The organism is Rhodococcus sp. SJ-2, assembly GCF_053750035.1.
Map to the genome: position 1 here is coordinate 5,310,235 of NZ_CM132340.1, position 22,573 is coordinate 5,332,807.

Genomic DNA, 22,573 nt, shown 5'->3' on the forward strand with positions numbered 1-22,573 from the left:
GGCCCGACGTCACCGACGCGTGCGCGCCGGGGCTCATTCGAGTGCGTCCGTCAGTGCACGACACGTGGGCGTGTCGTATCCCGTGTAGTCGGCCACGTGTCCCTGGAACAGGACGGTCCCGCCGTGTCGGCCGGGCCCGGGGCCGAGGTCGATCAGCCAGTCGGCGCGGCGGACGACGTCGAGGTTGTGCTCGATAACCACCACATCGTTCCCCAGCTCGACGAGCGTGTCGAGAACGTGCAGCAAGGCGTCGATGTCGCTCATGTGCAGCCCGGTGGTCGGTTCGTCGAGGACATAGGTGGTGGTCTGTTCCACCTGCCGCAGTTCCTTGGCGATCTTGACTCGCTGGCATTCGCCTCCCGAGAGCGTGCTCAACGACTGCCCCAGACGCAGATAGCCCAGGCCGACCGCCGCGAGCTGTTCCAGCGCGCGAGCGATGCCCTTGTCGGGCAACCGGGCAACGGCCTGCTCGACGGTCAGATCCTCGACGTCCGCGATGGACAGCCCGTCGACAGTGTGCGCGAGGACCTCGGGTGTGAATCGACGTCCGTGGCACGTCTCGCACACGACTTCCTGTCCCTCCATGAACGCGAGATCGGTGTAGATGACACCGGTGCCCTTGCAATCCGGGCACCCGCCGTCGGAGTTGGCACTGAACAGAGCCGAGGGCACGTCGTTGCGGCGCGCGAACAGTCTCCGGATTGCGGGTGCGATGCCGGTGTAGGTGATCGGGGTGGAGCGCCGGTTGGTGCTCACGGGCTTCTGGTCGATCACGATTGCCTCGTGTTGGTCGACGAGTTCCGTAGCCAGACTGGACTTCCCGGATCCCGCAACGCCGGTGAGCACGGTCATCACGCCCCTGGGGATCTGCACGGTGAGATGCTGCAGATTGTTGCGTCGTGCGTCGGCGACGGTGAGGCACCCGGCCGCGAGCCGTGGCGCACGCTCGGGCAGTGCTCGTCGACGCAGGGCACGTCCGGTCGGAGTATCGGCGCGGCGCAGGTCGTCGAATGCCCCTTGGAACACAAGTCGGCCGCCGGCCGCGCCGGCGCCCGGGCCGATCTCGATCACCTCGTCCGCCCGGGCCATCACCGCGGGATCGTGTTCGACGACCAGCACGCTGTTACCACTGCTGCAGAGGTGTTCGAGCAGTTCGACCATCGACTCGACATCGCTCGGGTGCAGCCCCACTGTCGGTTCGTCGACCACGTAGGTCATCTCGGTCAGGCTCGATCCGAGATGTCGGACCGTCTTGATGCGCTGGGATTCGCCGCCGGACAGGCTTGTGGTCGGGCGGGCGAGTGTCAGGTACCCGAGTCCGATCTTCACCATGGCGTCGAGCCGTTCCGTCAGCGCGGCGACGACCGGCGCGACATGGGCTGAATCGATAGTGCGGACGAGGTCGAGGAGTTCGGCAATCTCGAGACGGGACATCTCGCCGGGGGTACGGCCGAGCACGACCGCGGTGCGGGCGGCTTTGTTCAGCCGGTCGCCGTCGCACTCGGGACAGGTCTGCGATCTCGTGAAGCGGCGGATGGTGTCCTGCTTGCGTTCGGACAGATTGTCGGAGGTGTGCAGGTAGATGCGTTCGAATCGCGGGACGACGCCCTCGTACTCCTTCGGCGTCCTGCGGCCCAGTTTCGCCGCGGCCTCACCGCCGTACAAGAGTGCGTCGCGTTCGGCCTCGCTCCACTGCCGCAGCGGGGTATGGGCGTCGAACGTGCCGATGTCGGCGTACAACGAGTACCAGTACCCGCCGTGGCCGAAACCCGGGAGCACGATGGCGCCGTCGGCGAGCGACTTGTCGACCTCGAGGAAGCGTTCGACCGCACTGGCGACGACTTCCCCCAGGCCCGAGCAGGTGGGGCACATTCCCGCGGGGTCGTTGAACGAGAAGCGATTCGATTCGCCCACGTGAGGTGTCCCGATGCGCGAGTACAGCAATCGCAGGTAGGTCCACGTGTCGGTGATGGTGCCGACGGTCGAGCGGGCGTTTCCGCCGATCCTGCGCTGATCGATGACGATCACCGGGGTCAGGCCTGCGATGTGTTCGGCGGCGGGCCGGGCCCATTTCGGCAGTCGGTTCCTGGTGAACGGCGGGAACGTCTCGCCCAGCTGATATCCCGCTTCGGCGGCGATCGTGTCGAACACCAGGGAGGATTTACCCGAGCCGGACACCCCGACGACGACGACCAGCCGGTGGCGCGGGATGTCGAGGTCGAGGTCGGCCAGGTTGTTGGTGTGTGCCCTGCGAACGGTGATGTGTCGCGTTGCTGCCATACCTCGACGGTACGACCGGATGCGGTCGGATCCTGACCGCATTTTCGGGGAGAATCGGGACATGGCCGACGTGACGGAACGGATGCTCGAGTTGCTGTCCCTCCTGCAGACCGGTCGCGCGATCGGTGGCAACGAACTCGCACGCCGGCTCGAAGTCAGTCCGCGGACGCTGCGCCGCGACGTCGACCGCCTCCGCGGGTACGGGTACCCGGTCGAGACGCAGCCCGGTCCCGGCGGTTTCTACCGACTCGCCGCCGGGCGAACGATGCCACCGCTCGTTCTCGACGACGACGAGGCCGTCGCCACACTGCTGGCACTCGCCGCACTGGCCGCTGTGGGGCCCGAGGAAGGTGGCATCGACGATGCGGCGACAGACGGCATCGACGATGCGGCAACCCGCGCGTACGGCAAACTCGACCAGTTCCTTCCCACTCGACTCCGACCGCTGCTCACCGCCATCCGTGCCGGACTGGAGACCAGTCCCCAGCAGGCACCGACGGTGACCGCACAGCACCTGAGCACCATCGCCGAGGCCATCACGCGCCGGGAGACGATCACCTTCCGTTATGTCGACGCAGCGAGTAACACCACCGAGCGACGCGTCGACCCGTACCGCCAGATCCACCACCTCCTGCGCTGGTACCTGTTGGCATGGGACACCCGCCGCAAGGACTGGCGCGTCTTCCGGGTCGACCGCCTGCACGAACCGGTCCGTACCGGCCACCGCTACCCGATACGGGATCTGCCTGCCGACTCTGCGTCGGAATACCTTCGCCATAGCCTTCGCCGAGGCAAGGAACCGGTGGATCTGCTGGTCGACGCGCCGGTCGAGCACGTCGCCGACACACTGAAGTTCCAGGAAGCCCGGGTCCGCTCCGCGAACGACGATTGCACCGCTGTCGGCCTCGATGTGGACTCGTGGCAGTGGCTCGTCCTCATCCTCGCCTTCGTCGATGCCGACTTCAGGATCGATGGCAGCGAGGCTCTTCTACGCTCGTGCCGGCTGTTCGCGCAGCGATTGTCTGCCGCAACGGACGATTCCCGCACCGACCCGGCCTTGCTGCCCGATAAGCTCGGCGGATGGCACCACTGAACCCTGATCTCGCAGGTCGGGTATTCCCACCGACGAACTATCTCGTCGGCCGCGAGAAGATCCGTGAATTCGCCCGCGCCGTGCGCTCGACGAACCCGCTCCATCACGACGTCGAGACATCCCGCGCAGCCGGGTTCGCCGATGTGGTCGCACCACCGACCTTCAGCACCGTGGTGCTGGGTCCGGCCGTGACCCAGCTGATGGAGTCCCCCGGCACCGGCATCGAGCTGCATCGGGTCGTCCACGGTTCGGAGAAGATCGAATACCGCCGTCCCATCGTCGCAGGCGACGAGCTGTCGACGACGTTGACCATCGTCGACGTGTCCGAGCGCGCGGGTAATTCCTTCCTCTCGACGATCTGCGAGGTCTGCGACGAGACCGGCGCGCTGGTCGCAACGGTGACCTCGAGTTTCCTGCATCGAGGCGACGCATGAGCCTGCCCACCCGCCGCGCGTTCGGCGACCTCGAGGTCGGTGCCGTCGTCGCCAAGGCCGAACCGAGGATCACTCGCGACGACCTGGTTCGCTATGCGGGCGCATCGGTCGATTTGAATCCGATCCACTACAACGAGGTCACAGCTGTCGAGGTCGGTCTTCCGGGGGTGCTCGCGCACGGGATGCTCACTGCGGGCCTTGCGCTGCAGGCGGTGGTGGACTGGATCGGCGATCCCACCGCGGTGATCTCGTACGAGACGAGGTTCACACGTCCCGTTGTCGTCGATCCGGTCGACGGCGCCACCCTGTCGATCTCCGCCAAGGTCGCCCGACTCGACCCCGACGAACACACGGCGCGGATCGACATCACGGTGAGCTGCGAGGGCCGCACCGTCCTCGGAAAGACGCAGGCCCAGGTCCGGCTCCCGGCCTGACCCGAGGCTCGGTCGAAGTTCATTGTGTGAGCGGGGCGCGGTCCATGAGACCGGACAGGATCTCTGGCAACGGTGCGCGGTGCAGGACCCCGAGACGCTGGGTGGCACGGGTCAGCGCAACATACAAGTCCGCTGCCCCGCGCGGTCCGTCGGCGAGGATCCGTTCGGGTTCGACGATGAGGACCGCGTCGAATTCGAGGCCCTTGGTCTCCGAGGGCAGGACCGCGCCGGGGACGTCCGACGGTCCGATCACGACGCTCGTTCCTTCTTCGAGGGCTTCGACACGCACGAATTCCTCTACGGCGCCGCCTAGTTCGTCGCTACTCACCAGCCTGGACCAGGGTGCCACCCCCGCCTCACGGACCGACTCCGGCGGTGCGATACCAGGCGCGAACTCGGCGAGCACACCGGCGGCAACGGTCATGATTTCGGCGGGTGTCCGGTAGTTCACGGTCAACGATCGGTACACCCACCGTCCAGGGACGTACGGCTCGAGCATCTCGCTCCACGACGTCGCTCCCGCCGCCGATCGGCACTGAGCGAGATCACCGACGATTGTGAACGAGCGTCCCGGACAGCGACGCATCAGCACCCGCCAATCCATCTCGGACAGTTCCTGCGCTTCGTCGACGACGACGTGCCGGTAGGTCCATTCCCGATCCGCTGCCGCGCGTTCGGCAAGGTCGCGGGTGTCGCGCTCGGTGAAGCGCCCCGCCAGATCGGAGCCGTAGAGCATGTCCTGCGCGAACAGGTGGTCTTCGTCGTCCATGTGGTCTTCACGGTTCACCAGGACGTCCAGCACTCCCGCTGCGTAGTCGGCCTCGGCCGCGAGTTCGCGTTCCGCGGTGTCATCGACGGGGCCGGCGCGTCCGAGGAGATCGACGAGTTCGTCGAGCAGCGGCACGTCGGAGACCGTCCACGCGTGGCCGTCGGCGCGCCACAGCGCCTGATCGGCACCGGCTGCGCGGAGCCGTGCCTCCGACGTGTAGAGCTGCGCCAACAACTCCTCCGGCGTGACGATCGGCCAGAGTTCGTCCAACGCGGCCGTAAACCGTTCGTGCTCTTCGAGTTCGACGCTCAGATCCGAGCGCATGTCCTCCCATGCCTGCTTGTCAGACCGGTCCAGCCATCCGCGGCCGATCCGTGCGATGGCCCGTTCGGTGAGTACCCACGTGATGATCTCGGTGAAGACCGCGCGTGCCTCGTTGTGCGGCAGGCCGCTCGCCCGCGCTTCGTCGATCGCCCATTCGGTGGTGTCGGCGTCGATCCGCACCGTGACGTCGGTCAACTCGATCATGATCGGGTCGTGCGGTTGCCGTTGTATGTCGGTGATCGCTGCGGCGAGCACGTCGAGAATTGTCGACGATCCCTTGAGCCGCGCCACGTCCGGCGCGTCCTCTGCGGTGACGTGCAGTCCGGGAACCAGGTCTCCCGTGGTCGCGAACACCACGTCGGTCTCACCGAGCGACGGCAGCACGTGCCCGATGTGCCGCAGGAACTCCGGGTTGGGTCCGACGACGAGCACGCCGTGGCGTTCCATCCGTTCGCGCTGGGTGTAGAGCAAGTAGGCCACACGATGCAGCGCCACCACCGTCTTGCCGGTGCCCGGCCCTCCCTCGATGACGAGTACGCCCGGGTGGTCGAGTCGGATGATCGCGTCCTGTTCGGCCTGGATCGTCGCCACGATGTCGCGCATTCCCTCGCCGCGCGGCGCGGTCACCGCGGCAAGCAGCGCCGAGTCCCCGGTGTCGTCGTCCGACGGACGCCCGAGCGATTCATCGGTGAAGTCGACGATCTCCCGTCCACGGGTGTGGAACTGGCGGCGTCGACGCATGCCCTCGGAATTCGCCGCGGTTGCCACGTAGAACGGACGTGCAGCCGGCGCCCGCCAGTCGAGCAGCAACGACTCGTAGTCGTTTGCCTCGTCGAGGAGCCCGATCCTGCCGATGTACGAGCGCTCGCCTGACGCTGCGTCCAACCGGCCGAAGCACAGTCCGGCGTCTGCCACGTCCAATCGTGCGATCGCCCGGGCCTGCGAGCGTACCTCGACGTCGCGTTCCATCGGTGAGTACCCGCTGTCACGCAGCGCCGCCTCGTATCGTGCCGATGCGTCGGCCCGTTCCGAATCCAGCTGTGCGTGGAGCCGTGCCACGTACCGCCGTTCGGAGTTCAGCTCCTTCTCGTGCCTCTCCTGCTGTTCGTGTCGAGTCGTGTGTATGTCGTCGAGCGTCATGACGATGTTTCCCCTCTCCCGGCCGGGCACAACCGTGACGTGCACGGATCCGGCCAGGAGGATGATTCTGGGGTACACCGGGGGTCTTGCCGCAAGCCCCCGAGTGAGATATATCTTGGAGAGGGAAGGACGTAGCAGTGGGAATTGCCCCGTGCAACGTCCTATTTCTTTTCCGGACCGAACGCTTTCCGCGTCATCCGCTTCGACACGATCCCCATCACAGCAATCGCGCCGACCACTCCGACGAGGGCCACCATCAGACCGATCACCGGTTCCGGCTTCAGCAACACGATGACAAGGGCAGCGACGAGCAGCACCGCTGCGGCCGCGCCGAGCGAGGACATCGCGAGCTTGCCGAGCGAAAGGTCTCCGGTCGGCTCGTCCGGCCGCTCCCCCTCGTCGGGCGTGGTCACAAGGAGCCCACCCAGTTGCGCAGCAGCACGGCGCCCGCGTCACCGGACTTCTCCGGGTGGAACTGCGTCGCCGAGAGCGGACCGTTCTCGACCGCGGCGAGGAACCTGCTGCCGTGCTCGGCCCAGGTCAGGCGGGGCGGTGCGAGTCGTTCGGGTTCGGGCAGTTCCCACGTCTGCGCCGCGTAGGTGTGGACGAAGTAGAAACGCGTGTCGGCGTCCATTCCAGCGAACAAGACGGAGTCCTTCGCCCCCTCGACGGTGTTCCAGCCCATGTGGGGCAGAACGGGAGCGTCGAGACGCTCGACGGTACCGGGCCATTCGCCGCAGCCTTCGGTCTCGATGCCGTGTTCGACGCCTTTCTCGAACAGGATCTGCATGCCGACGCAGATGCCGAGTACCGGGCGTCCCCCGGCCAGCCGGGTACCGATGATCTTCTCGCCGCCTACGCTGCGCAGGCCCCGCATGCAGGCGTCGAATGCGCCGACGCCGGGGACGACGAGACCGTCCGCGGCGAGCGCGACCTTGGGATCGGAAGTGACCTCGACGTGCGCGCCGGTGCGGGCCAGAGCCCGGGTCGCGGAGTGGAGATTTCCCGAGCCGTAGTCGAGGACGGCCACCGTGGTTGCGCTCATGTTGTCGATTCTATGTGGAGGGACGGGGACGTTCGGACGGGCCGGCGAGCCTCGCGAGCAACGGGAGCGTGGGGACCAGCAGCGCGGCGACCGCGAAGGCCGCCGGGTATCCGGATGCGGCGGCCACTGCGCCGAGCGCGAAGGATCCGGCGCCGGTGCCCGCGTCGAAGCCGATGTTCCATGCGGCACTCGCGGATCCGATGTGCTCGGAGCCGGCGCGCCGGAACGCGACGAGCAGTGCCTCGTTCTGCACGATGCCGAAGCCGAGCCCGAAGCACACCGAGGCTCCGATCAGGGCGCCTGCGCCCGCTCGGTCGTCGGCGATGAGAGCGAACGGCACCATCGCCACGGCGGCGAGACCGAGGCCGACGGGCAGCATCCTGCCCGCACCGAAGCGGTCGGCGAGGGCACCCGCGCCGAAACGTCCGACGAGCGTGGACGCGCTGAGCACGGCCAGCGCGGTCGGGACGGGGAGATCGGCGACGGCAATGCGCAGGAGTGAGGTCAGTCCGCCGTAGGCGATGGCCCCCGCTCCGACCGCAACCATGGGAAACAGCAGCACCCGCAGCGGGATGCGGCCGCTCGGCGTGGCAGCGCGCTTCGGTGTCTGCGGTAGCCGGAACGCCGCGATGAGAGCGGCCGAAGTGACGATCGCCCCGAGGAGGAACACCGGTGTGGTGGAGTAACGTTCGGCGATCGCCAGGCCGGCGGGCAGGCCGATCATCTGCGACGCAGCGATCCCGACACCGAGCGCCCCCGTCGCCCGGCCGAGCAGGCGTGGAGGGGCGAGTTCGCCCACGAGTGCGGACGCCGCGACGGTGATCATGCCGAATCCGATCCCGCGCACCGCGGAGATCCCGAGGACAGCGGCCGGAGCCACCGACAGGAGAAACAGCAACGACGGCGGACCGAGCAGCAGGCAGCCGGCGATGAGCGTGGCACGGTGACCGTACGTCCGCATCAGTCGCGGCATGGCGATCTGAGTGAGAACCGTGGTGAGCATGAACACCGCCGTCACCGACCCGGCGAGCGTGTCGGATCCGCCGGCTTCGGCGATGGCCCAGGGGACGACGGGCAGCAGCAGGGAGAATCCGCCGAACGCTGCGGCAGCCAGTATCCACGCCGCAGGGAGCCCGCGCACGCGAAGCAGTGCCGGACCGTCCTGCGTCACGTCAGACCAACCTGAGCACACCCGCGATCACGGCAAGCACCGTGATTGCGAGGAGAACCCCGGCGAACAGGAGATTCCGGGACTTCCACATCGACCAGGTGCCGCCGGCCGTGATCCCCGCGGCGAGGAAACAGGCGTAGGTGAGGACAACATCCATCGCTTACAGACTGCCCTTGGTCGACGGCACACCGGTTACGCGGGGATCCGGTTCGACGGCCTCACGCAGTGCGCGTGCAACAGCCTTGAACTCGGCCTCGGTGATGTGATGCGGATCGCGGCCGTAGAGCACGCGCACGTGTAATGCGATGCGCGCGTGGAATGCGAAGGATTCGAACACGTGCCGGTTGATGACGGTCGAGTAGGGCACGCCCGGGTAGCCGCCGATCACCGAATGCACCATGTAGTCGGGTTCGCCGGTGAACACGCAGTACGGTCGTCCGGAGACGTCGACGGACGCGTGCGCAAGGGTCTCGTCCATCGGAATGAAGCAGTCGCCGAACCGACGGATACCACGCTTCTCGCCGAGAGCCTCGTTGAAGGCCTGGCCCAGCACGATCGCGGTGTCCTCGACGGTGTGATGCGCTTCGATCTCGACGTCGCCCTTGGCGTGCACGGTCAGGTCGAACGAGCCGTGCTGACCGAGCGCGGTGAGCATGTGGTCGTAGAACGGAATTCCCGTCGCGATGTCGGTGCGTCCGCTGCCGTCGAGGTTCACCTCGACGGTGATGCTCGATTCTCTCGTGGTGCGTTCGACCTTGGCGATGCGGTCGCTCATCGGGTTACCTCGATTTCGGTTGCGGCGAGTATCTCACTGACCCGCAGAAGTTCGTCGTTCTCGTGTGCGAGTCCGATTGTGGTGCGCAAGTACCCCGGGATGCCGACGTCCCGGATCAGGACGCCGTGGTCGAGGTACCGCTGCCATGTGGTGGCGGCGTCTGCGAAACGGCCGAACAGGATGAAGTTGGAATCGGACGGGATCACGTCGTATCCGAACCGGGCGAGTTCGGCTGCGACGCGGTCACGTTGCGCAGCCAGTTCGGCGACGGACCCGAGCGTGGCGTCGGCGTGCCGTAATGCCGCCCGGGCGGCGGCCTGTGTGATCACCGAAAGGTGGTACGGCAGGCGAACCAGCAGCAACGCGTCGATCACCGCCGGGGCCGCCGCGAGGTAGCCGAGCCGACCACCGGCGAAGGCAAAGGCCTTGCTCATGGTTCGCGAGACGATGATCTTCGCCGGGTACTCGTCGATCAGCGCCAGCGCACTCGGCACGGCGGAGAACTCGGCATATGCCTCGTCGACGATCACGATGCCCGGGGCGGCGTCGAGGATCGGGCGCAGCTCGTCGAGCGGGATGCTGTGGCCCGTCGGATTGTTGGGGCTCGTGACGAACACGACGTCGGGCTGCCGGTCGCGGATCGCGGTGACGGAGGCCTCGATGTCGAGGGTGAAGTCGTCGCGCCGGTAGGTGGGCAGCCATTCGGTTTGTGTTCCGTCAGCGATGATCGGGTGCATCGAATACGACGGCACGAACCCCATTGCGCTGCGGCCCGGTCCGCCGAACGCCTGCAGGATCTGCTGCAGCACCTCGTTGGATCCGTTTGCCGCCCAGACATTCTCGAGACCCACCGTGATACCGGTCTGCCGAGTGAGGTACGCGGCGAGATCGGTGCGCAGGGCGACGGCGTCGCGGTCGGGATAGCGGTGCAGTTGTGTCGCTGCCTCACGAACCGATTCTGCGACGTCGTCGACGAGTGCCTTCGTCGGCGGGTGCGGGTTCTCGTTCGTGTTGAGCTGGACCGGCACCGTCAGCTGCGGAGCACCGTACGGCGATTTACCACGCAGGTTCTCGCGCAGCGGCAGATCGTCGAGTGTGATTGCGCCGCCCGGGATCGCCGCGCTCACTTGAGAGCCTCGAAGCGCAGTCGCACGGCCTCGCCGTGTGCGGGCAGGTCCTCGGCGTTCGCGAGGGTGATCACGTGGCCGGACACGTCTTTCAGAGCCGCCTCGTCGTACTCGACGACGTGGATTCCGCGTAGGAACGTCTGCACGCTCAGCCCGGACTGGTGCCGCGCGCACCCGGCCGTGGGCAGTACATGGTTCGAGCCGGCGCAGTAGTCGCCGAGTGAGACCGGGGCCCACGGGCCGACGAAGATCGCTCCGGCGGCCCGGACCTGCGCGGCGACGTCCGACGCGTTCTCCGTCTGGATCTCGAGGTGTTCGGCCGCGTAGGCGTTGACCACGTTCAGGCCCTGCGCGATGTCGTCGACCAGCACGATGCCGGACTGGCTTCCGGACAGTGCGGTGGCGACACGTTCGCGGTGCTTCGTGAGTTCGAGCTGTGCGGCGAGCGCAACGTCTACGGCGTCAGCGAGCTCGGGGCTCGTGGTCACCAGCACGGACGCGGCCATGACGTCGTGCTCGGCCTGGCTGATCATGTCGGCTGCGACGTGCACGGCGTCGGCCGTGTGGTCGGCGAGGATCGCGATCTCGGTGGGGCCCGCCTCGGCATCGATGCCGACCACGGAGCGGCATAGTCGCTTGGCGGCGGTGACGTAGATGTTGCCGGGGCCGGTGATCATGTCGACGGGCGCGAGTTCGGCGCCGTCGGTGTCGGTGCCGCCGTAGGACAGCAATGCGATGCCCTGACCGCCGCCGACGGCCCAGACCTCGTCGACGCCGAGCAGTGCGGCCGCCGCGAGGATGGTCGGGTGGGGCAGGCCGCCGAAGTTCTTCTGCGGCGGCGACGCGATCACGAGCGATTCGACGCCCGCAGCCTGCGCGGGGACGACGTTCATAACGACGGACGACGGGTACACGGCGTTTCCGCCGGGTACGTACAGCCCGACCCGGTCGACCGGCACCCAGCGTTCAGTGACGGTGCCACCCGGCACCACCTCGGTGACGGTGTCGGCGCGTCGCTGGTCGGCGTGCACCTTACGGGTGCGTTCGATGGCAACCTCGAGGGCCGCGCGTACCGCGGGATCGATCTCGGCGAGGGCCCGTTCCAGCTCGGCCTCGGGTACGCGGACGCTGTCGGGGCGCACTCCGTCGAACTTCTCGCAGTAGTCGAGTGCGGCGTCGGCGCCGCGGTCGCGGATGTCCTCGACAACGGGACGAACGTGATGCAGCACCGCGTCCACGTCCACTCCGCCGCGGGGCAGTGCGCCCCTCAGCTCCGCAGTGGTGGGAGTACGACCGCGCAGGTCGGTGCGGGCAAGCATGAGGTGTCCTCTCTCGCTGATCAGGGAGCACTGTCTATTATCCGCATAGACAGTAGATAGAGCACACGCGGGTGCGGCGCCCGCGCGAGTGGGTCACCCGACCGGCCGGTTCGTTTCCGCACCGACCTTATGCTGGCGGAATGAACCAGGACGACGAGCGCCCGACCACTCTGGGCGAACTCATCCGACGCCAGCGTGAACTCGCGGAACTCCCGATGCGCCAATTGGCGTCGATGGTGGGCATCTCGAATCCGTATCTGTCGCAGATCGAACGAAACCTGCGGGCGCCGAGCGATCGCGTCCTCCATGCGATTGCCGAACAGTTGCACATGTCGGCGGATGCACTGGTGTCGCAGGTGACGCCGGACACAGACGGAGAGTCGGCGGTGACCAAGGCACTTCGCGAGGATCCGGATCTGACCAATGCCCAGCGGCGGTCCCTCGAAGAGATGTACGACGCGTTCCGGGAGGTCACGGTTGCAAAGCGACGACGCGGTGGCGGATCGGCGAACTCCGACTCCGAGTGAGCAGATTCACATTTGTGCAGGTCAGGGCTTTCGCTCACGGTTGGGCGGCAGGTCAGGACGGTATGGGCCGTGCCGACCCCAACGTGCACTCGGCATGTACCTTGCGGTAAGGTGCGCGGCCGCCGCGGAGGTGTCAGCCTCGAGGTAACAACCGACCCAGTTCTGGAGTTGCCCCGGTGCTCAACAATCTGCAGAAGAAGATCTCGTCGTCGCTCGATCCCATCGGGTGGGGGCCGGCGGTCGCGTCCGTCGCCGGCCGCGCCGCGAAGAATCCGCGTGCGATCGCCGACGCAACCACGGAGTACGCCAACCGTCTCGCGCATATCCCGGCGGCGGCGACCCGCGTGTGGAATGCGAGCGAGCCCCAGGCCCCGGTGCCGCCGGACCCGAAGGATCGACGCTTCTCCGATGCGGCCTGGAAAGAGAATCCCGCGTACTTCTCGTTGCTGCAGAGCTACCTCGCCACCCGCGAATACGTCGAAGACCTCGTCGACGCAGGCGAGGGTGATGCACTGGCCGACGCCAAGGCACGCCAGTTCGCGAATCTGATGTTCGATGCGCTGGCACCGTCGAACTTCCTGATCAATCCCGGTGTGCTCGTGCGCGCACTCGACACCGGTGGCGCAAGCCTGTTCCGCGGGGCGAAGTTTGCCGTGGATGATCTGGTGCATCGCAAGGGAATTCCACTGAAGGTGGATCGTGGGGCGTTCACCCTCGGCGAGAACATGGCAGCCACCGCGGGCAAAGTCGTGTTCCGCAACGATCTGATCGAAGTGATCCAGTACGCACCGCAGACCGAGAAGGTCCATGAGATCCCGATCCTGGCAGCGCCGCCATGGATCAACAAGTACTACATCCTCGACCTCGCGCCTGGGCGCAGCCTGGCAGAGTGGGCGATCCAGCGCAATCGCACGGTGTTCATGATCTCGTACCGCAACCCGGACGAGACGATGCAGGACATCACGATGGACGACTACTACCGGCTGGGCATCGCCACCGCCCTGGACGTCGTCGAGGAGATCACCGGCGCCTCGCGGATCGAGGTGCTCTCGATCTGCCTCGGGGGGGCGGTAGCGGCGATGGCCGCGGCGAAGATGGGCGCGATCGGCGACAAGCGGATCAGCGCGTTCACGATGCTCAACACTCTTCTCGACTACAGCGAGGTCGGCGAACTCGCCCTGCTGACCGATCCTGCGACTCTCGACAAGGTCGAATTCCGCATGAGCAGGCAGGGATTCCTGTCCGGGTCGGAGATGGGCGGCACCTTCGACATGATCCGCGCGAAGGACCTGATCTTCAACTACTGGGTGTCCCGGTGGATGAAGGGCGAGAAGCCTGCGGCATTCGACATCCTCGCGTGGAACGAAGACAGCACTCGCATGCCCGCGACGATGCACTCGCATTATTTGCGAACCCTCTACGGGCGCAACGAACTCGCCGAGAAGAAGTACGAGCTGGACGGGTCCGTCCTCGATCTGTCGGATGTCACCTGCGACACGTACATCGTGGGTGCGATCAACGACCATATCGTGCCGTGGACGTCGTCGTACAAGGCCGTGAACCTGCTCGGTGGCGATGTGCGGTACGTACTCACGAGCGGCGGACACGTTGCAGGCGCGGTCAATCCGCCCAATCCGAAGGCCTGGTTCGAGGCTGTCGGTGCCCCGGACGACGAACCGGTCGCACTTCCCTCGGATCCGAAGTCGTGGCATGAGAAGGCCACTCGCCACGCGGCCGCATCGTGGTGGGAGGACTGGACGGTGTGGTCGACCAAGCGCGCAGGCACCCTGGTTGCACCTCCATCCATGGGAAGCAAGGAGCATCCCGTCCTCGACGATGCACCCGGGACGTACGTCTTCAGCTGACCCGTTGCGCGTTAGCATTCATTCTGCTAACCTGCTAACAGCGTCGATCGCGGCGCACCGACCTGCTACAGCGCTCCACCCCGCGCTCCACGAAGGGAAACACCATGACTGCTCCCGCCAAGCCCATCCCCGCCGCCAAGGCCAACGACGCCGCAGCGAAGGCGACCGACGCCGCCAGCAAGGCTGCGACCGACGCCGCCGCGACGGCACAGAAGACCGCCGAGAAGCTCACCGAGAGCGCCACCGCCGCAGCCGACAAGGCCGCCGCCGACTTCACCAAGGTCGTCGACGAGACCACCGAGCGCGTCAACGAGTTCAACAGCAAGTTCGTCGAGGCTGCCAAGCAGAGCGGCAACCTCGGTGTCGACACCTACGAGAAGGCCGTCACGAGCCTCCTCGACCTGCAGGAGAAGTTCGCCGAGGCCACCCCCGTCGAGTGGGTCGCCGACATCACCAAGGCGCAGGTCTCCTTCGCCCGTGAGCTCACCAGCACGGTCACCAGCACGGCACGCGACCTTCTCAAGTAGGACACGATCCCACTTGCGGACCGCAATCGCGCCCATGCGCCCGATCGGCGCTCTACGGTGCGGTACATGGCTCCGGTGACGCATACACAGATCGCCGCGGCCCCGATACGTATCGGGGCCGCGGCGATCGCCGGTTGGAGCTCGTACCTCCTCGGACTCGCACGCCGCGGACCCACACCGTGGACCATCGCATCGGACATCGGCCGCTACTACGGAGCTCTGACCGACAACACCCCGCCGACCTGGGCACACGCGTGGCCCGTCGCCCGGCGGTCGCCGCTCGCGGCTCTACGTGACTGCAGCGATCGCGATGCCGTCGACCGGGAATCGGTGCCCACACTGTTACTGCCACCTCAGGCCGGCACCCACTCGTGCATCGTCGACCACACACCCGGCCGAAGTCAGGTCGAAGCACTGCGCGCCGGAGGCCTCACCCGCCTGTACTGCCTCGACTGGACACCGGCGAATGCCGGTACGGATTTCGCCTCGATCGACGAGCACCTGGCCGTGGTAGCCGACGCCGTCGCCCACCTCGGCGGACTGGTGAACATCGTCGGCGACAGCCAGGGCGGGTGGCTCGGCACGATCTACGCGGCGCTCCACCCTGAGGCGGTGCGCACCCTCACCGTCGCCGGCTCCCCCATCGATTTCCACGCCGAGCAACCTGCGCTCGCCGCGCTCGCGCAGGCTCCGGCCGGCGCTGCGGCGTCCGTGGTCGACTTCTTCTACGGGACCGCACGCGCCGCCGGTGTGCAGTCCACCGACCCGGTCGGCGAGATCGAGCGTGCATTGGCCCTGCTCGGAGCCCTCGACGACCCCGACGAAGTCTCACGCATGGAGACCGAGCGGCGCTGGTTCGCGTGGCGTCAGGAGGTTCCCGCCACGTTCCGCGAATGGATCATGCGTCGCCTGTTCGTAGGGAACGAACTGATCGCAGGCACGCTCGTGGCAGAGGGACGCACCGTGGATCTCGCGGCGATCGAGTGCCCGCTGCGACTGATCGCAGGCAACGCCGATCCGATGGCAACTCCGGTGCAGGTGACCGCGCTGGCGAAGCAGGTATCCACCCCGCCGTCGGAGATCGTGACGACGATCGTCGACACCGGCCACATCGGGCTGTTCATCGGGCGGCGGTCCCTGGCGGACGTATGGACTCCGTTCGCCCGATCGCTCGCCGCGATCTCGTGACACGGCGATGAGAGCGTTCCTCGCGGTACTCGCTCTCATCGCAGTACTCGGCATTCCACATGCCCCACTCGCCCATTCTCAGACGAACGAATTTCTCTGGGGCGTGGCGAGTTCCGGGTTCCAGACCGAAGGCTACCCACCCGACAGCAACTGGCTGCGGTACTCGAACGACTCACACCACGATCCGGTCGGGTCGGCCGTCGATTTCCGGTACCGCTACCGTGAGGACATCGCCCGTGCCGCGGAACTCGGCGTGGACGTCTACCGGATCTCCGTGGAGTGGGCTCGCATCCAACCCACCCCGCACGGCTGGGACGAGACGGAACTCGCCTACTACGACGACGTGGTGGAAACGATCCGAGCCCACGGCATGAGGCCGATGCTCACACTCGATCACTGGGTGTATCCCGGCTGGATCGCCGACCGCGGCGGCTGGGCGGATCCGGACACGGTGCGCGCGTGGGGTGTCCATGCAGAGAAGGTCGCCGAACGCTACGCCGACGCAGATGCCCTGTGGGTGACGTTCAACGAGCCGAGCCAGTACGTGTGGCAAGAGGTGGCGAACGGCGGTCTCGCACCGCGCGACGTGCCGACGATGTTCGATCGACTGGTCGATGCTCACCGCGGCGCGTACGCAGCGATCCACCGTGCGGATCCGGATGCGTGGGTGACCTCGAATGCCGCGTACATCCCTGGCGCACAGCCGTATCTCGACACGTGGTTTCTCGATCGAGTGCGCACCGACCTCGACTACGTCGGCATCGACTACTACTACGGGGTGTCGGCGCAGAATCCTACGGCGGTCCATGCTGCAGTCGGCGACTACTCGTCGGTGGTGCCGCACCCTCAGGGCATGTACGACGCCCTCATGGACTACACCCGCCGCTACCCGGGTGTCCCGCTGTATGTCGTGGAGAACGGGATGGCGACCGCCGACGGCGCCCCGAGGACCGACGGCTGGACCCGATCGCGACACCTGCGTGAACACGTCGACGCGATGGGCCGCGCAATCGCCGACGGCGCCCCGGTGTTCGGATACAACTACTGGTCTCTCACCGACAACTACGAGTGGGGAACCTACACACAGCGATTCGGCCTGTACACCGTCGATGTACAGAGCGATCCGAGCCTCACCCGCCGACCGACCGACGCCGTCGAAACCTACAGGACGATCATCGCCGAGACTCCCTTCCCGTAGCGCGCGCCATGGTCGAGGTCCGCTACCGGGTGGCGCTGTCGCTGTTCACCCGGTTTCGGCGACACCGGCGTCGAAGCCTCGCGGCGCACGGGCGAATCCGAGACCAAGCTCGATCAGCTGGTCACCATGATCCCGAAGGCTCTGCGGTTGCCCACTTCCCGTCGACCCCGGGGTTCCCGACCCCGCGGTCACCGGATCGCTGACGTCGCTGACGTCGAAGAATCCGACGAGGAGTTGAGGGCTCGGCCCGACTGCTGCGCGCGAGACCGGATCAGACGCCCACTTCGGCAATGTCCACCACTGCCGGGATCCCGACTGCCTGCTCGAGCGCGGCAAGTTCGGCGTCGAGGTGATCGAGCAGTGTCCCCAGATCCGGAATGGTACGCCGACATGCGGTGAGTCCGAAAGCAATCCGATCATCGGTGCTCGTACATGTGATGTTCAGAGCCTGCCCGTCGAGCGGGACCGAGAGCGGGTACACCGCGTCCACCCGGGCACCGTTCCAATAAAGTGCGGTGGCGGGGCCGGGCACGTTCGAAATGATGACGTTGAACCCGGGACGCGACAACACACGATTCCCGGTCAGTACACCCAACGCCAACGGAACCACTCCGACTGCGCTGGCGGCGAGACGGGACGCGGTCGACATCCCACTCATCGACTTCTTCCCTTCCGACATCGAGGCCCGTACCCCGTCGAGTCGCTTCGCTGCCTCGGGCCGGTCGGTGCCGAGTGAGCACACCAGCACACCGAGGTCGTTCCCGGTGTCCTTGCCGTTGCGCAGTGCGACGGGCACCATCGCGACCAACGATTCATCGGGAAGCGAATCTCGCTCGGCCAGGAATGCTCGCAGCGCTCCCGAACACATCGCGAGCACCACATCGTTGAGGGACGAATCGGATGCCTTGGCAACCGATCGAAGGCGCTCGAGTTGCCAGGCGCGCGCGGCGAACCGTCGCGATCCGGCGATGGGCACGTTGAGAATCGTCTGCGGAGCTGCGAGCGACAATGATCCACCCCGATCGTGCATGGCACGGTCCACGGTGCCGACGATCGCGGGCACGAGCCCGAGCGCCTCCGAGATCACTCCGCGGGCAGCGCGCAGCGCCGTACCCGGCATTTCGAGGGCGGTACCGATGACGGAGCGCTGGGGGTCCGAGGTATCGGAAGCCGCCCACGGCGCCGGCATACCCGTTTCGTGGGGATCCGTGCTCAATGCACGACGGAGCAGCCGCATCGCGCCCACGCCGTCGGCGAGTGCGTGATGCATCTTCATGTAGAGCCCGTACCTGCCGTCGGCGAGCCCTTCGATCAGGTACATCTCCCACAGGGCACGACTACGATCGAGCAACGGCGCATGCAGGCGAGAAACCAGCTCGCGCAACTCGACGGTGGAACCCGGGCGCGGTAGGGCGGTGAACCTCACGTGATATTCGAGGTCGAACGACGGGTCGTCCTCCCACGCCCATTGACCGAAAGTGGCCAGCGTACGTACCGCCCGCTTACGCCACAGCGGTGCAGCGTCCTCGACATCGCTCCGGGCGATCGCATCGACGAACATCTGCCGCAGATCGCTCGCGGTGCGTCCCTCGGGCGGTTCGAACATGACGAGACCACCGACATGCATCGGGTGCTCGCGAGTCTCACCGAGCAGGAACATCGAATCCGTCGGTGACATCGGCAGCCGCATGCTTCGTCCTTCTACTCCCCTGTGCGGCGAGCCCCCCTGACCCGCCGATAGCTCCGGTGAGCGAACTCACGCGGGACCCACTCGTAGTTCTACGTCATGGTCACCCGCTGCGCCACCCGAAACCCACAGGTCGAGCTCACCCCCCCCCCGGGGCAGCAGGCCCCTACATGTCCAGGCCGAGATCGAGCACGGTGACCGAATGGGTCAACGCGCCGACCGCCAGGTAATCGACGCCGGTGCGCGCGTAGTCCGCTGCGACTTCGAGGGTGAGGCCGCCCGACGATTCCAGTCGCGTGCCGGGCGCATGGGTGTTGCGGCGCTGCACTGCGATCTGCGTCTGCCACAACGGAAAGTTGTCGAGCAGGATCAATTCCACGTTCTCGGCCAGGACCTCGTCGAACTGCTCGAGGCTGTCGACCTCGACCTCGCAGGCGATGCCGGGGGCGTGCGCCCGCACCGCGCGCAGCGCAGCGACGACCGACCCGGCGGCGGCCACGTGATTGTCCTTGATCAGGGCCTCGTCGCCGAGCCCCATCCGGTGATTGACGCCCCCACCGACACGCACCGCGTATTTCTGCAACGCCCGCAGACCAGGAAGGGTCTTGCGGCTGTCCCGGATCTTCGCCTCTGTGCCCGCGACCGCGTCGACCCAGTGCGACGTGGTGGTGGCGATCCCCGACAGGTGGCACACGAGGTTGAGCATGGTGCGTTCGGCGGTGAGAAGGCCGCGTGTAGGCGCCTCGAGGGTGAGTACGGGCTCGCCTGCGACCACGCGGTGCCCGTCCTCGACACGGCTGCGCACCGTGTAGCGGCCGGTGCCGAGCACCTCGTCGAGCACGAGCAAGGCCACGTCCAGGCCCGCGACGGTGCCCGCTTGCCGGGGCGCCATCGTCGCGACGGCGACCGCGTCGGCCGGAACAGTCGCGTCGGTGGTGACGTCCGGTCCGTACCGCAGGTCCTCGTCGAGTGCCTGTCGCACGAGTGCGCGGGTCTCATCGATGTCGAGCCCGGCGGGCAGCACGGTGGCCATGTCAGTTCGCTCCTGTGAGTTGAGGTGTGGTCAGGACGAGTTCTCCCTCGTCATCCAGGCGCTGGTCGGCGGACCAGGCCTGCGCGGGATCCGGAGCCGGATGGTCGCGTCGAGTGTGACAGCCGCGCGACTCGGTGCGGCGCAGCGCCGCACCGACGAGGGCCCGGGCCGCAAGCGTGAGTGCGGCATCCTCGAGATCGGAGACGCTGGCGCACAGCTGTGTGCGAGCCCCCGACAGGGCCGTGGTCGCCGCGAGGAGACCGGTTTCGTCGCGGACGACGAGGGCATCACGCGTCATCGCGCGCTGCAGTTCGGCGCGTTCGAGACGCGGGAGCACCGGCGCCGTCGCGTCGAGAGCTTCGACGCGCAGTCCGCCGCGTTCTGCAGCCGCGGCGGCGCCTGCGCGCTCTCCCACGACGAGGCCTTCGAGCAGACTGTTGGACGCGAGACGGTTGGCGCCGTGCAGCCCGGTGCGCGCGAGCTCGCCCGCCGCGTACAGACCTGGAGTGTCTGTTCGACCATGCACGTCGGTGACGACGCCGCCGCACGAATAGTGCGCTGCCGGTGCGACCGGCAGTAGGTCCCGCGCGGGATCCAGTCCGGCCTCAGCGCAGTACGCGGTGATGGTCGGGAACCGCTCTGCGAATCCCTGCAGGTCACGCGCATCGAGGAACACGTGGTCTTCGCCGAGTGCGGCGAGACGCTCGGCGATTGCTCGGGAGACCACATCACGTGGGGCGAGATCGCCGAGTGGGTGCACGCCGTCGGTGACGGAGCGACCACGCGAGTCCACCAGGGTTGCACCCTCCCCTCGGACCGCCTCGCTGATGAGTGGACGGCGCCCGCGGCCGTCCGCGGCGAACAGTACCGTGGGGTGGAACTGCACGAACTCGATGTCGGCGACCCGCGCGCCCGCGTGCAATGCGAGGGCGATTCCGTCGGCGGTCGCACCGGAAGGGTTCGTACTGCACGCGTACAGTTGTCCGAGCCCGCCGGTCGCGAGGAGCACCGCGGGAGCGTGGACGACACCGAATCCACGTTCATCGAGGACGAGTACTCCGGTGACACCGCGCTCGTCGGTCAGTACCCGTGCGACGGCGGCGCCGAACAGAACCGGGAGCCCGGCGGATCCGAGAGCCCGCTGGACTTCGGCTCCGGTGGCGTCGCCACCGGAATGGATGATCCGGCGGGTACTGTGCCCGCCCTCCCTGGTCCTGGAGACATCGCCGTCGCGCCCGCGATCGAAGACTGCTCCGAGATCGGTCAGAGCGGCGATCGCGGCGGGTCCGGCTGTCACGATCGAGCGGACCGCGTTCTCATCACAGATCCCGCCGCCTGCGGCGAGGGTGTCCGCGACGTGGGATCCGACACTGTCGCCGGTCGGTGCGACGACGGCGATGCCGCCCTGGGCGTATTGCGTCGCGGTGTCGGTCGGCCCGCCCTTGCTCACCGTGAGCACCCGCAGGCCTCGCCGGGAGGCGGCGCGTGCGGCGGTGAGCCCGGCGACACCACCGCCGACCACGACGAGGTCGGCGTGCTCTTCCCAGCACACACCGGCGCTCACGGTGGACGTCACTCTCCGCTGCCCGGGTTACCGATGGAGATCATCCGCTGCACCGAAAGGCGGGCCCGCTGCGCGACCTGCGGGTCGACGTGGACCTCGTCCCTACCTTCACGGAGGCAGCGCAGCAACGCGGCCGGGGTGATCATCTTCATGTAGGGGCACGATGCGCGATCGTTGACCGGCTGGAAGTCTATGCCGGGCGCAGCCTTGCGCAGCTGGTGCAGCATGCCGACCTCGGTTGCCACGAGGACCTGCTTGGCGCCGGTCTCACGAGCGGCGTCGATCATGCCACCGGTCGAGAGGATTCTGACCTTGTCGTCGGGCACGAATCCTTCACCCGCGAGGTAGAGCGCCGAGGTGGCGCAGCCGCACTCGGGGTGGACGAACAGGTCGGCGTCGGGGTGTGACCGGGCTTGGGCGGCGAGTTCGTCGCCGTTGATACCCGCGTGCACATGGCATTCACCCGCCCAGATGTGGATGTTGTCCCGGCCGGTGATCCGCTTGACGTGTGCGCCGAGGAACTGGTCGGGCAGGAACAGCACCTCGCGGTCGGGGTCGATGGACGCGACGACGTCGACGGCGTTCGACGACGTGCAGCAGATGTCCGTCAGACCCTTCACCTCGGCGGTCGTGTTGACGTAGGACACGACGACGGCGTCCGGGTGGTCCGCCTTCCACTCACGCAGCTGATCGGCGTCGATGGAATCGGCCAGTGAACACCCGGCCCGCTCGTCGGGGATCAGCACGGTCTTGTCCGGGCTGAGGATCTTGGCGGTCTCCGCCATGAAGTGCACCCCGCAGAACACGATGGTGCTCTCTTCGGCCTCCGCGGCGATGCGCGAGAGCGCCAGGGAGTCGCCGACATGGTCGGCGATGTCCTGGATGGCAGGCAGCTGGTAGTTGTGCGCGAGCAGTGTCGCGTTCCGTTCGCGGGCGAGCCTGCGAACTTCGTCGGCCCACTCCGGCGTCGCCTCGATGCCGGAGTAGCCATTCGGTCCGTCGACGATTGCGGCGGTTCCTGCCCACTCGGTCGTGGTCATGGCGTTGCTCCTTCGTGGAGTGCAATCCGGGCG

22 protein-coding genes are annotated in these 22,573 nt (G+C 67.2%); 8 read left to right on the top strand and 14 right to left on the bottom strand.

The genetic code is table 11. The annotated features are described in order from the left end of the window. Positions 1–33 precede the first annotated feature (33 nt). Complete coding sequence (locus ACSYG9_RS24805; protein WP_440124952.1) at positions 34–2,280, bottom strand: ATP-binding cassette domain-containing protein; 2,247 nt, start codon at positions 2,278–2,280, stop codon at positions 34–36. Positions 2,281–2,341: 61 nt separating this feature from the next. Here ACSYG9_RS24805 and ACSYG9_RS24810 point away from each other — a divergent pair, with 61 nt between their 5' ends. From ACSYG9_RS24810 to ACSYG9_RS24820, 3 genes are read left to right on the top strand one after another with little or no spacing between them, the layout of a single operon-like run. Next, complete coding sequence (locus tag ACSYG9_RS24810; protein ID WP_440124953.1) at positions 2,342–3,373, top strand: WYL domain-containing protein; 1,032 nt, start codon at positions 2,342–2,344, stop codon at positions 3,371–3,373. Continuing rightward, entirely contained in the window at positions 3,361–3,807 is a 447-nt protein-coding gene (locus ACSYG9_RS24815; RefSeq protein ID WP_440124954.1) for an FAS1-like dehydratase domain-containing protein, read from the top strand. Before ACSYG9_RS24810 ends, ACSYG9_RS24815 begins: the two co-directional genes overlap by 13 nt. After that, on the top strand, positions 3,804–4,241 hold the full coding sequence (locus ACSYG9_RS24820) for a MaoC/PaaZ C-terminal domain-containing protein (RefSeq protein ID WP_440124955.1): 438 nt from the start codon (positions 3,804–3,806) through the stop codon (positions 4,239–4,241). Before ACSYG9_RS24815 ends, ACSYG9_RS24820 begins: the two co-directional genes overlap by 4 nt. Before the next feature lie 19 nt (positions 4,242–4,260). Here ACSYG9_RS24820 and helR read toward each other — a convergent pair whose 3' ends face one another. From helR to hisD, 8 genes are all read right to left on the bottom strand, one after another. After that, positions 4,261–6,474, bottom strand: a complete 2,214-nt coding sequence (gene helR / locus ACSYG9_RS24825) for an RNA polymerase recycling motor ATPase HelR (RefSeq protein WP_454840344.1) — start codon at positions 6,472–6,474, stop codon at positions 4,261–4,263. A gap of 161 nt (positions 6,475–6,635) precedes the next feature. Further along, positions 6,636–6,887, bottom strand: coding sequence for a hypothetical protein (locus ACSYG9_RS24830; protein ID WP_440124957.1), 252 nt, complete (start codon positions 6,885–6,887; stop codon positions 6,636–6,638). Then, on the bottom strand, positions 6,884–7,519 hold the full coding sequence (gene hisH, locus ACSYG9_RS24835; RefSeq protein ID WP_440124958.1) for an imidazole glycerol phosphate synthase subunit HisH: 636 nt from the start codon (positions 7,517–7,519) through the stop codon (positions 6,884–6,886). Before hisH ends, ACSYG9_RS24830 begins: the two co-directional genes overlap by 4 nt. Before the next feature lie 10 nt (positions 7,520–7,529). Then, positions 7,530–8,660 carry an MFS transporter gene (locus ACSYG9_RS24840; protein ID WP_440127802.1) on the bottom strand — a complete coding sequence of 377 codons (1,131 nt, stop codon included), beginning with the start codon at positions 8,658–8,660 and terminating at the stop codon, positions 7,530–7,532. 31 nt (positions 8,661–8,691) lie between these two features. Beyond that, positions 8,692–8,847, bottom strand: coding sequence for a hypothetical protein (locus tag ACSYG9_RS24845; RefSeq protein WP_440124959.1), 156 nt, complete (start codon positions 8,845–8,847; stop codon positions 8,692–8,694). 3 nt (positions 8,848–8,850) lie between these two features. Further along, positions 8,851–9,465 carry an imidazoleglycerol-phosphate dehydratase HisB gene (hisB, locus tag ACSYG9_RS24850; RefSeq protein WP_440124960.1) on the bottom strand — a complete coding sequence of 205 codons (615 nt, stop codon included), beginning with the start codon at positions 9,463–9,465 and terminating at the stop codon, positions 8,851–8,853. Then, positions 9,462–10,592 carry a histidinol-phosphate transaminase gene (locus ACSYG9_RS24855; protein ID WP_440124961.1) on the bottom strand — a complete coding sequence of 377 codons (1,131 nt, stop codon included), beginning with the start codon at positions 10,590–10,592 and terminating at the stop codon, positions 9,462–9,464. Before ACSYG9_RS24855 ends, hisB begins: the two co-directional genes overlap by 4 nt. After that, positions 10,589–11,911: a histidinol dehydrogenase gene (hisD, locus tag ACSYG9_RS24860; RefSeq protein WP_440124962.1), complete on the bottom strand. Its 1,323-nt coding sequence runs from the start codon at positions 11,909–11,911 to the stop codon at positions 10,589–10,591. The genes ACSYG9_RS24855 and hisD overlap by 4 nt, the downstream gene beginning before the upstream one ends. Before the next feature lie 140 nt (positions 11,912–12,051). Between hisD and ACSYG9_RS24865 the strand changes: the two genes are divergently transcribed. The 5 genes from ACSYG9_RS24865 (at position 12,052) to ACSYG9_RS24885 (ending at position 17,216) form a co-directional block, all read left to right on the top strand. Next, the gene (locus tag ACSYG9_RS24865; protein ID WP_440124963.1) at positions 12,052–12,438 is read left to right on the top strand and encodes a helix-turn-helix domain-containing protein; all 387 of its coding nucleotides are present in this window, start codon (positions 12,052–12,054) and stop codon (positions 12,436–12,438) included. 176 nt (positions 12,439–12,614) lie between these two features. Then, entirely contained in the window at positions 12,615–14,303 is a 1,689-nt protein-coding gene (locus tag ACSYG9_RS24870) for an alpha/beta fold hydrolase (protein WP_440124964.1), read from the top strand. Between the two features lie 104 nt (positions 14,304–14,407). Continuing rightward, on the top strand, positions 14,408–14,830 hold the full coding sequence (locus ACSYG9_RS24875) for a hypothetical protein (protein ID WP_440124965.1): 423 nt from the start codon (positions 14,408–14,410) through the stop codon (positions 14,828–14,830). Between the two features lie 66 nt (positions 14,831–14,896). Beyond that, positions 14,897–16,018 (top strand): alpha/beta fold hydrolase, encoded by a 1,122-nt coding sequence (locus ACSYG9_RS24880; RefSeq protein ID WP_440124966.1) that lies wholly within the window; start codon positions 14,897–14,899, stop codon positions 16,016–16,018. Positions 16,019–16,025: 7 nt separating this feature from the next. Beyond that, positions 16,026–17,216, top strand: a complete 1,191-nt coding sequence (locus ACSYG9_RS24885; RefSeq protein WP_440124967.1) for a family 1 glycosylhydrolase — start codon at positions 16,026–16,028, stop codon at positions 17,214–17,216. A gap of 45 nt (positions 17,217–17,261) precedes the next feature. Here ACSYG9_RS24885 and ACSYG9_RS24890 read toward each other — a convergent pair whose 3' ends face one another. The 5 genes from ACSYG9_RS24890 to nadA all read right to left on the bottom strand — a co-directional run bounded on the left by ACSYG9_RS24890 (position 17,262) and on the right by nadA (position 22,540). Continuing rightward, a complete protein-coding gene (locus tag ACSYG9_RS24890) occupies positions 17,262–17,507 on the bottom strand; it encodes a hypothetical protein (RefSeq protein WP_440124968.1) in 246 nt (81 codons plus the stop codon). Then, positions 17,488–18,906, bottom strand: coding sequence for a wax ester/triacylglycerol synthase family O-acyltransferase (locus ACSYG9_RS24895; protein WP_440124969.1), 1,419 nt, complete (start codon positions 18,904–18,906; stop codon positions 17,488–17,490). Before ACSYG9_RS24895 ends, ACSYG9_RS24890 begins: the two co-directional genes overlap by 20 nt. A gap of 163 nt (positions 18,907–19,069) precedes the next feature. Continuing rightward, entirely contained in the window at positions 19,070–19,936 is an 867-nt protein-coding gene (gene nadC / locus ACSYG9_RS24900; protein ID WP_440124970.1) for a carboxylating nicotinate-nucleotide diphosphorylase, read from the bottom strand. 1 nt (position 19,937) lies between these two features. Further along, positions 19,938–21,512, bottom strand: coding sequence for an L-aspartate oxidase (locus ACSYG9_RS24905; protein ID WP_440124971.1), 1,575 nt, complete (start codon positions 21,510–21,512; stop codon positions 19,938–19,940). Beyond that, on the bottom strand, positions 21,509–22,540 hold the full coding sequence (gene nadA, locus ACSYG9_RS24910; protein ID WP_440124972.1) for a quinolinate synthase NadA: 1,032 nt from the start codon (positions 22,538–22,540) through the stop codon (positions 21,509–21,511). Before nadA ends, ACSYG9_RS24905 begins: the two co-directional genes overlap by 4 nt. Positions 22,541–22,573 lie beyond the last annotated feature (33 nt).